Below are 10,152 nucleotides of genomic sequence, written 5' to 3'. Positions count from 1 at the left end.
ACATATACTTAAAGCTATACTTGAGATAGACCAACAGGTTACTCCTTTTTTATTAAAAAAATTAGAGGTGAACCTTTCTACACTACCACAAATTTTGGAGAAAACGATAACTAGTTTTCCAAAGGTAACGGGTGGTCAACTTTCAATATCTTCTAATTGCAGTAAAACACTAACCGATGCTAATCATATTGCAAAAAAAATGGACGATGAATATGTATCTATAGAACATTTACTCATAGCTCTGGTAAAAAACAAAGATACCGTTAGTCGTATTTTAAAAGATCAAGGAGTTACTGAAAAAAATCTAAAAACTGCAATCTATGAAATAAGAAATGGAGAAAAAGTAACTTCTCAAAACGCTGAGGAAACCTATAACGCTTTAAACAAATACGCCAAAGATTTAAATAAACTTGCGAATACTGGTAAACTAGATCCAGTCATTGGTCGTGATGAAGAAATCCGTAGAATTCTACAAATCTTATCTCGAAGAACTAAAAACAATCCTATCCTAATTGGAGAACCTGGTGTTGGTAAAACTGCTATCGCTGAAGGCTTAGCCCATCGAATCATCAAAGGGGATGTTCCTGAAAATCTAAAAGACAAACAAATCTTCTCATTAGATATGGGTGCTTTAGTTGCAGGTGCAAAATACAAAGGAGAATTTGAGGAAAGATTAAAGGCTGTAGTTAAAGAAGTCATGAACTCAAATGGTAACATTGTGCTATTCATTGATGAAATTCACACACTTGTAGGTGCAGGAGGAGGTGATGGTGCTATGGATGCAGCAAACATCCTAAAACCTGCATTAGCACGAGGAGAGTTAAGAGCTATTGGTGCAACTACACTTGATGAATATCAAAAATATTTTGAAAAAGATAAGGCATTGGAAAGAAGGTTTCAGCAAATTTTAGTGAACGAACCCGACACAGAAAGTGCCGTTACAATTTTAAGAGGTATTAAAGATAAATATGAAGCACATCATAAAATACAAATCAAAGACAGTGCAATTGTTGCTGCGGTAAAACTAAGTAAACGCTACATTACTTCTCGATTTTTACCCGACAAAGCAATTGACTTGATAGATGAAGCAGCTGCCAAATTAAAAATAGAAATTAACTCAAAACCTGAAGAACTTGATACTTTGGATAGAAAATTAATGCAATTAGAAATTGAATTGGTAGCTATCAAACGGGAAAAAGACGAAAAAAAACTTTCAATACTTCACAAAGAACTCAGCAATACAAAAGAAAAAAGAGATCGTATTTATGTACAATGGAAAACTGAAAAAGAGATAATAGATAACGTACAAACGATCAAAACTGAGATTGACAACTACAAACACGAAGCGGAAAAAGCTGAGCGCGATGGGGAATTTGGTTTGGTCGCAGAGCTACGTTATGGAAAAATAAAAGAGGCACAAAAAAGATTGGAGTCTGCTCAAAAAGAGTTGCTAAAAAATCAAAAAAATTCATTGATAAAAGAAGAGGTCACAGAAGATGATATTGCAGAGGTTGTTGAGAAATGGACTGGAATACCAGTGCAAAAAATGATGCAAAGTGAACTTGACAAGTTGTTAAAACTTGAAGACGAATTGCACTTGAGAGTTGTTGGTCAAGATAACGCTATCAGAGCAGTTTCTGATGCTGTCAGAAGATCTAGGGCTGGATTGCAAGACGAAAAAAAACCTCTTGGTAATTTTCTGTTTTTAGGAACTACTGGAGTTGGAAAAACTGAATTAGCAAAAACATTAGCTGAATATTTATTTGACGATGAAAACGCCTTGACTCGTATAGATATGAGTGAATATCAAGAACGACATTCTGTTAGTAAGTTGGTCGGGGCTCCTCCAGGATATGTTGGATATGATGAGGGAGGACAATTGACTGAAGCTGTAAGAAGAAAACCATATTCTGTTGTATTGCTAGATGAGATTGAAAAAGCTCATCCTGACACGTTTAATACATTGCTTCAAGTTTTAGATGAAGGTAGATTGACTGACAATAAAGGTCGTCATGCAGATTTTAAAAATACCATCATCATTATGACTTCTAATCTAGGAGCTGAAATTATTAAGGAGCGTTTTGAGGAGACAAAAAACAATTCTGATGACAATACAACAGAGTTGACAAAAATCGAAATCTTAGAACATTTGAAAAAAGTGATACGCCCTGAATTTATAAATCGTATTGACGAAATTGTTATGTTTTCACCATTAAGTATTGAAGAAATAAAAGAAATTGTAGACATTCAGCTAAAAAGAGTAGCGAAATTATTGGTCAACAAAGAAATTACACTAAAGACAACAGAGTTTGCCAAATTGGCTCTAGCAAAAAAAGGATATGATTCAGATTTTGGTGCTAGACCAGTTAAGCGAGTCATTCAGAAAGAGGTACTAAATCTTTTGTCCAAAGAAATTCTTTCAGGGAATATAACCAATAAAAGCAATTTGATTTTAGACGAAATAAATGATCAATTATTCTTTAGAAAAGAATAGTCAAGCGTAAATTAAAATGACACTATCCTAAAAATTCTATGGTTAAGGGGTAGTGTCTTCCTTTGGTTTAGTGAATTCTATTCTTACTGTTTTTGAAGCTTTACCCTTCAACAATCTTTTTTTCCCTGTCTCAATTAAAACAATCCCAAAAGACTCAATAGCTAATTTAATATCTTTTTCTACTGTTGACTTTTCAATCTTATCACGACAACAACTTTAATAGAACCTAATTGATATTATGAGATCATAAACATCAAACGGTATCTATTTTACGGTATAGTAATTTTTTTTCGGAACTCAGTACTTATATGGTATAGTGTGAATTAAGTACTATTAGAGCTAGAACTCAACTGAAATGGTGAAATTTTCTGTTTGTCTTACCGATTATAATGAGCTAAGACTTGTAGGATTCCTTTATTTTATTGGCAAAACAAAAACCTCAAAATCATATAATCTCCACACAATCATTACTGATCGTTAATCTCTTTGATAATCTTCTATGCTCCTCAGAGCCAGGAATAAAACAGCAACCTGCCCTATCGACTGTATATAGAATTTGAAGGTTTATGGTTTCACAACCCTCTTCTACTTTTTGACTAAAGATAGCTACCTCAATATCATCTATGTTAGGCCAACCTCCATCAGAAACAAATTCACTAACTTTAATTTGATGAATGTTTTTTTGAACGATATGCTTTACTTCTTGTTCCGTATGCATATCAATTCACGAAATGATACAAGAACACAATCTCAGCGTCTAAAGCTGTTTTTCTTTCCCCTTCAATTTCAATATTAATAGATAAAACTGCTTTAGAAATACCTCTTAAATTTTCTATGGACTTTAATTTTGTTCTAAGTCTTACTTTACTATCGACAGTCACAGGTTTATTAAACCTCAACTTCTCTATCCCGTAATTGACTAACATTTTACTATTATTTACTTCTATAATTTGCTCCCACAAAAAAGGCATCAAGGAAAGAGTTAAATAACCGTGAGCGATAGGAGTACCAAATGGACCCTCCTTTGCTTTCTCTGCATCACAATGAATCCACTGATGATCTAACGTTGCCTCAGCAAATTGATTAATCCTATCTTGTGGAACTGCTAAGTAATCAGAAACTCCAATCTCTTTACCTTCATACGCCTTAAAATCTTCAAAGCTATTGATAACTACCTTTTTCATTTGATTTATTTTATATGGAGAACAAATTTATATGTTTTTCTCTAAAATCTTAAATTAAATTACGAATACTTTAACAAAAAAACCAAAGATTAAAATCTTTGGTTTTTTAAATTTTTGGCTTTCACAATATCTTATTGATTCCCAAGAATGATTGGCATTCCATCTTTTGATGAGCCTATTACCACGACTTTTGCATTCGGTGAATTTGCCAATTCTAATGTCGCTTGGATTCCTTTCTCTTTCAAGATATTGCTAGACAAAGAGGCATTCAAAATTTTATTTGCAGTAGCTTTACCTTCAGCATCAATTCTTTGACGTTCAGCTTCTTTTTCTGCTTTTTGTATTGTAAACTCATATTCTAAAAATTCCTGTTCTTGTTTTAATTTTTTTTCGATCGCATTTTTTATGGTTGTAGGTAACGTTACGTCTCTTACTAACACTTCATTTAACTGTATAAATTGATCATCTAATATCTTTTTAGTTTCGTCATAAACTTCATTCTGAATCACATCTCTCTTACTAGAGTATATTTGCTCTGGTGTGTATCTTCCTACAACAGATCTGGCTGCCGATCTCAAAGAAGGTAAAATCACTCTGGTCAGATAGTCTAAGCCTTTCTGCTGGTGTAACTTTCCTAGTTTATCTGTTTGCGGCATATACCAAGCACTTACTTCTAATAGAATGTCTAATCCATTAGAAGATAAAACTTTCATCTTTTCAAACAGTTCTTGTTGACGGACTTCATAAATAAAAACTTTATTCCAAGGGGCAATAATGTGAAAGCCTTCTCCCAAAGCAGGCTCATCTGTTACAACTCCACCTCCAAAAGTTCTGAACAATACTCCAGCCTTACCGGAATCAATATTTATGGCAGATTTAAAAACAATTACCAGGCCTACAAATAAAAGAGAAACTAGAACAGGTAATGACTTGGGTACTTTTATGTTTTGATTTGACATGATTTTTTTTATTTACAAATTATTCAAACAACAATTTACAATTTTTAATCTTAAGAACTAATAAAAAAGCTGCTTTAAATATAATATTTAAAGCAGCTTCTATTGTAAAATATAGATGTTAATTATGCAGTAATCATACCTCCATCAACATTCAAAGTTTGTCCGGTAATATATGTTGACATATCCGAAGCCAAGAAAACACAAGCATTTGCAATATCCTCTGGTTTACCTCCTCTTTTTAAAGGTATGGCTTTTCTCCATCCATCCACAACAGTCTCATCCAGTTTCTCCGTCATTTCAGTTTCAATAAATCCAGGTGCGATAGCATTACATCGAATATTTCTAGAACCTAACTCTAAAGCTACCGATTTGGTGAAACCAAGCATTCCTGCTTTTGACGCTGCATAATTAGTTTGACCAGCATTTCCTTGAACACCAACTACTGAACTCATATTTATAATAGACCCTGCTCTTTGTTTCATCATCGGACGAATAACAGCTTTCGTAAGATTAAATACTGACTTTAAATTAACTTCAACAACTTGATCAAAGTCCTCTTCGGAAATACGCATCAGTAGGTTATCTTTTGTGATTCCTGCATTGTTAATCAGTACATCAATTGTTCCAAATTCTTTCAAAACATCCGAAGCAAGGGCTTGTGCTGAATCAAAATCTGCAGCGTTAGATTGGTATCCTTTTGCTTTGATACCAAAAATTGACAATTCTGTCTCCAAAGCTTTAGCTGCCTCAACTGACGAGCTGTATGTAAAAGCAATATTTGCACCCTGTTTAGCGAACGCTTGTGCAATTCCCTTACCAATACCTCTAGTAGCTCCTGTAATGATGGCCGTTTTTCCTGTTAATAAACTCATTATTTGTTATTTTAAATTCTAAAATTTATGACAACACTTGTGCAATAGCTTCACCTATTTTAGCTGGAGATGCTACAACCGTAATCCCATTTTCTGCTAAAATCTCCATCTTAGCTTGAGCTGACTCACCTTCTCCACTCACAATGGCTCCAGCGTGTCCCATGGTTCTTCCTGCTGGTGCTGTTTGTCCTGCAATAAAACCTACAACTGGCTTTCTATTTCCATCAGCTTTGATCCATCTTGCTGCTTCTGCTTCCAACTGACCTCCTATCTCACCTATCATTACAATAGCTTCGGTTTCTGGATCATTCATCAGCAACTCAACAGCTTCTTTTGTAGTGGTCCCAATAATAGGATCTCCTCCAATACCAATGGCAGTTGTAATCCCAAAACCTTGTTTTACTACTTGATCAGCCGCTTCGTATGTTAATGTACCTGATTTGGAAACAATACCTACATTCCCTTTTTTGAAAATAAATCCTGGCATGATCCCAACTTTTGCCTCTCCCGGAGTAATTACCCCTGGACAATTAGGTCCAATTAAACGAGCTTCTGTGGTTTGTAAATAAGCTTTTACCTTTACCATATCAGCCACTGGAATACCTTCTGTAATACAAATAATAACTTTGATACCTGCCTGAGCAGCTTCCATAATGGCATCTGCAGCAAATGCTGGTGGTACAAATATAATAGTTGTATCAGCTCCTGCTCTAATAACCGCGTCATTTACGGTATTAAAAACAGGTTTCCCCAAATGCTCTTGACCTCCTTTTCCAGGAGTTACACCACCAACTATATTGGTTCCATATTCAATCATTTGAGTTGCATGAAAAGTACCTTCACTACCTGTAAATCCTTGAACAATAATCTTAGAATCTTTATTTACTAAAACACTCATTTAGTTTGCTTTTTATTTAATTAATTGCGAACAAATATAAATATTTGTTCGTAAAATATCTCTTTTTAATTTTTATATCACAAAATTGTAAAACCTGTAATTATTTTGATACCAATAGCCCTCAACCTCAAGATAATCCTGAATGACAAAGGAGTTGAATTCATTGAATTTATTCTTTGATTCTTTCTTGATAAGTACCTTTTACAGTTTCAATTTTTATCTTGTCTCCCTCATTAATAAACAAAGGTACATTAACAGAAGCTCCAGTTTCAACAGTAGCAGGCTTGGTTGCATTTGTAGCTGTATTCCCTTTAACTCCTGGTTCAGTGTAGGTAACTTCTAAAATTACAGATTGTGGCATATCCACAGACAACGGCATTTCGTCTTCTGAACGAACGATAATAGTAACTATTTCTCCCTCTTTCAATAGATCTGGAGCGTCTAATGAAGATCTTTCGAGTGTGATTTGGTTGTAATCTACAGTATTCATAAAGTTAAAAGTATCGCCTTCGGCGTACAAATATTGATACTTTCGAGTTTCAACTCTTACTTCTTCTATTTTATGTCCTGCAGAGAAGGTATTGTCAATCACTTTTCCGGAAGTTAAACTCTTCAACTTAGTTCGAACAAATGCTGGACCTTTTCCAGGTTTTACGTGTTGAAATTCTGTAATCTTGTAGGTATCGCTATTGTATACTATACATAATCCATTCCTTATGTCTGATGTTGTTGCCATTTGTATTTATTTCTTAATTATTAAAATAACCCTTCATGATTCCTCTCTGTGAAGTTTGTATGAATTTTATAATATCATCTCTTTCACTAGAGACTTCCATTTCTGCTTCAATTATTCTTATTGCCTGAGTATTGTTGTAAGAGCTTTGGAATAAAATTCTGTATATATTTTGAATTTCACGTATTTTTTCAACTGAAAATCCTCTACGCCTCAAGCCTACAGAATTAATTCCGACATATGATAATGGCTCCCTACCTGCTTTCACAAATGGTGGCACATCTTTCCTTACTAAAGATCCTCCAGTCACAAAAGCATGATCTCCAATAGAGCAAAACTGATGTATTGCTGTCATCCCAGCTAAGATCACATTGTCACCTACATTGGTATGTCCTGCTAAAGTGCTCCCATTGGAAAAAATACAATTAGTCCCAACAACACAATCATGAGCCACATGACAATAAGCCATGATTAAACAATTATCACCAATGACTGTTTTCATCCGATCAGTGGTACCTCTATTGACAGTTACACACTCACGTAGGGTAACATTATTACCAATCACAGTTGTCGTTTCTTCTCCATCATATTTTAAATCCTGAGGCATTGCAGAAATGACTGCTCCAGGAAAAATTTTACAATTTTCTCCTATGATGGCACCTTCCATTATAGTCACATTTGAACCAATCCAAGTACCGGAGCCAATAGTTACGTTATTGTGAATGGTTGTAAAAGGCTCTATGACAACATTGCGCGCAATTTTTGCGCCTGGATGGATATAAGCTAATGGTTGATTCATATGTTTTATTGTTTTCTTGCTATTTGTGCCATTAATTCAGCTTCTACCACAACTTTACCATTGGCATAACCAACAGATTTCATGTGACAAATTCCTCTTCGGATAGGTGTAATCAATTCAGCTTTAAAAATAATTGTATCTCCAGGTAATACTTTTTGTTTGAATTTAACATTGTCCATTTTCATGAAATAAGTCAAATAATTTTCTGGATCTGGAACGGTACTCAATACTAAAACACCTCCACATTGTGCCATGGCTTCTATTTGTAAAACTCCTGGCATCACTGGTGCTTCAGGAAAATGACCTACAAAAAAAGGTTCGTTCATTGACACATTTTTCATCCCTACTACAAAATCATCTCCCAAATCTAAAATTCTATCAATCAATAAAAATGGTGGTCGATGTGGTAAGACTTTCATGATGTCGTAGATATCCATCAACGGCGGCTTATTCAGATCGTAGACCGGTACTTTTTTACGTTTTTCTTGTTTGATAAGATCAGACAAATGCTTCCCAAACATCGTATTGATTTTGTGCCCTGGTTTGTTTGCAATCACTTTTCCTCTAATACGGGTTCCAACCAATGCTAAATCTCCAACGACATCTAATAATTTGTGTTTTGCAGCTTCATTTGCCCATCGTAATTCTAGATTGTCTAGAATTCCATTTGAGGTGACATTAATTTCTTCTTTTCCAAATGCTTTCTTTAATTTATCTAAAGTCTGTGTGGAGATTTCTTTGTCAACATAAACAATTGCATTGTTCAAATCACCTCCTTTAATTAGATTGTGCTCCAATAGAGTTTCTAACTCATGCAAAAAACTAAAAGTCCTTGCTGCGGAAATCTCCTTTTTAAAATGTGAAATATGATCTAAGGTTGCATTTTGAGTACCTAAAATTTTGGTCCCAAAATCGACCATAGTAGTCACTTGATATTCATCTGCAGGCATCAAAATAATTTCACTACCGGTATCTTCATCCTTGTAAGTAATTACTTCTTTAACGATATATTCCTCTGCAACAGCAGTCTGTTCTTGAACACCTGCAGACTCTAATGCTTCAACAAAAAACTTAGAAGAACCATCCATAATTGGGGGTTCCGAAGCATTGATTTCTATCAAAAGGTTGTCTATGCCTAAACCTACAGCAGCTGCCAAAACATGTTCAGAAGTATTGACGCTTACTCCTTTTTTCTCAAGATTTGTACCTCTTTCTGTCTCTGTGACATACTCAACTTTTGCCTCAATGGTAGGACTCCCTTCTAAATCGACACGAACAAATGCATATCCATAATTTTCAGGAGCTGGTTTAAAAACCATGGTAACTTCTTTACCAGTATGCAAACCTACACCTGTCAAAGTAACTTCCTTCTGGATTGTTTTTTGCTTTAGCATATTTTATTGTTTTGTACTTGTATTTTTTCTTAGTTCTTGAACAATTTCTGGTAATTTTCTAAAGAAAACGTAAGATTTATTGTACGTATTGTAATCCATGGCTGGTATTCCTCTTACTACTGAATTCTCTTTTATGCTTTTTGCAACACCAGATTTCCCTGATATTTTAACATTGTCTCCAATCGTCAAATGACCAGAAACTGCTACTTGCCCGCCAATCATACAATTTTCACCTACTTTAGTAGAACCTGCTATACCAGATTGAGAAGCAATTACAGTATTTTTACCTATTTCAACATTGTGTGCGATTTGAACAAGATTATCGAGCTTAACCCCCATTCTAATAATTGTTGACCCCAAGGTAGCTCTATCAATAGTTGTATTTGCTCCGATGTCAACATTGTCTTCAACAATCACGTTTCCAATTTGTGGAATAGTTTTATATGCTCCAGATGCTGTAGGGGCAAAACCAAACCCATCTGACCCAATAACTGTTCCAGCGTGGATCGTACAATTTTCTCCTATTTCACTATCAAAATAAACTTTGACTCCTGAATACAAAACTGTATTGTCTTTAATTATTACATTGTCTCCTATGTAACAATTTGGATATATTTTTACATGGTTACCGATGGTAACATTATCTCCAATATAAGAAAATGCTCCCAAATATAAATGATCTCCTAGTTTTGCAGAATCTGAAATGATGGTGTTTTTGTCAATACCAGTCTTCTGATTTTTATATTCGTTGTAAAACTCTAATAATTTTGTAAAAGCTTGATAAGCATCATCTACTTTAATTAAGGTAGTGTTAAGTTT

The 10,152-nt window shown here is 34.5% G+C and carries 10 protein-coding genes; 1 reads left to right on the top strand and 9 read right to left on the bottom strand.

From position 1 onward, the window contains the following. Positions 1 to 2,494 (top strand): ATP-dependent chaperone ClpB (gene clpB, locus ABF281_RS06625; RefSeq protein ID WP_347180896.1); only part of this gene is annotated, 2,494 nt, incomplete at its 5' end. A 445-nt stretch (positions 2,495 to 2,939) separates the two neighbouring features. Here the strand turns inward: clpB and ABF281_RS06620 are convergent. The 9 genes from ABF281_RS06620 to lpxD all read right to left on the bottom strand — a co-directional run. Next, positions 2,940 to 3,212: a hypothetical protein gene (locus ABF281_RS06620; RefSeq protein ID WP_347180895.1), complete on the bottom strand. Its 273-nt coding sequence runs from the start codon at positions 3,210 to 3,212 to the stop codon at positions 2,940 to 2,942. A 1-nt stretch (position 3,213) separates the two neighbouring features. Further along, positions 3,214 to 3,678 (bottom strand): MaoC family dehydratase, encoded by a 465-nt coding sequence (locus ABF281_RS06615; RefSeq protein WP_347180894.1) that lies wholly within the window; start codon positions 3,676 to 3,678, stop codon positions 3,214 to 3,216. A 131-nt stretch (positions 3,679 to 3,809) separates the two neighbouring features. Further along, on the bottom strand, positions 3,810 to 4,637 hold the full coding sequence (locus ABF281_RS06610; protein ID WP_347180893.1) for a prohibitin family protein: 828 nt from the start codon (positions 4,635 to 4,637) through the stop codon (positions 3,810 to 3,812). Positions 4,638 to 4,759: 122 nt separating this feature from the next. Beyond that, entirely contained in the window at positions 4,760 to 5,509 is a 750-nt protein-coding gene (gene fabG, locus ABF281_RS06605; protein WP_347180892.1) for a 3-oxoacyl-[acyl-carrier-protein] reductase, read from the bottom strand. Between the two features lie 25 nt (positions 5,510 to 5,534). After that, on the bottom strand, positions 5,535 to 6,407 hold the full coding sequence (gene sucD, locus ABF281_RS06600; protein ID WP_347180891.1) for a succinate--CoA ligase subunit alpha: 873 nt from the start codon (positions 6,405 to 6,407) through the stop codon (positions 5,535 to 5,537). Between the two features lie 169 nt (positions 6,408 to 6,576). Next, a complete protein-coding gene (gene efp, locus ABF281_RS06595; protein WP_347180890.1) occupies positions 6,577 to 7,143 on the bottom strand; it encodes an elongation factor P in 567 nt (188 codons plus the stop codon). Positions 7,144 to 7,156: 13 nt separating this feature from the next. Continuing rightward, positions 7,157 to 7,939: an acyl-ACP--UDP-N-acetylglucosamine O-acyltransferase gene (gene lpxA, locus ABF281_RS06590; protein WP_347180889.1), complete on the bottom strand. Its 783-nt coding sequence runs from the start codon at positions 7,937 to 7,939 to the stop codon at positions 7,157 to 7,159. A gap of 5 nt (positions 7,940 to 7,944) precedes the next feature. Continuing rightward, complete coding sequence (locus ABF281_RS06585; protein ID WP_347180888.1) at positions 7,945 to 9,333, bottom strand: bifunctional UDP-3-O-[3-hydroxymyristoyl] N-acetylglucosamine deacetylase/3-hydroxyacyl-ACP dehydratase; 1,389 nt, start codon at positions 9,331 to 9,333, stop codon at positions 7,945 to 7,947. A 3-nt stretch (positions 9,334 to 9,336) separates the two neighbouring features. Further along, positions 9,337 to 10,152: UDP-3-O-(3-hydroxymyristoyl)glucosamine N-acyltransferase (lpxD, locus tag ABF281_RS06580; protein ID WP_347180887.1), on the bottom strand; the 816-nt coding region annotated here is incomplete at its 5' end.

Source organism: Wenyingzhuangia sp. (assembly GCF_039768515.1).
GTDB lineage: Bacteria > Bacteroidota > Bacteroidia > Flavobacteriales > Flavobacteriaceae > Wenyingzhuangia.
Note: the sequence above shows the minus strand (reverse complement) of the source record. Positions and strands in the feature narration are given on the sequence as shown.

Bases quoted from the DNA above. Each gene is read 5' to 3' on its own strand.
- ABF281_RS06610 (WP_347180893.1), bottom strand. From the start codon at position 4,637: ATGTCAAATCAAAACATAAAAGTACCCAAGTCATTACCTGTTCTAGTT.
- ABF281_RS06585 (WP_347180888.1), bottom strand. From the start codon at position 9,333: ATGCTAAAGCAAAAAACAATCCAGAAGGAAGTTACTTTGACAGGTGTA.
- ABF281_RS06615 (WP_347180894.1), bottom strand. From the start codon at position 3,678: ATGAAAAAGGTAGTTATCAATAGCTTTGAAGATTTTAAGGCGTATGAA.
- sucD (WP_347180891.1), bottom strand. From the start codon at position 6,407: ATGAGTGTTTTAGTAAATAAAGATTCTAAGATTATTGTTCAAGGATTT.
- fabG (WP_347180892.1), bottom strand. From the start codon at position 5,509: ATGAGTTTATTAACAGGAAAAACGGCCATCATTACAGGAGCTACTAGA.
- ABF281_RS06620 (WP_347180895.1), bottom strand. From the start codon at position 3,212: ATGCATACGGAACAAGAAGTAAAGCATATCGTTCAAAAAAACATTCAT.
- lpxA (WP_347180889.1), bottom strand. From the start codon at position 7,939: ATGAATCAACCATTAGCTTATATCCATCCAGGCGCAAAAATTGCGCGC.
- efp (WP_347180890.1), bottom strand. From the start codon at position 7,143: ATGGCAACAACATCAGACATAAGGAATGGATTATGTATAGTATACAAT.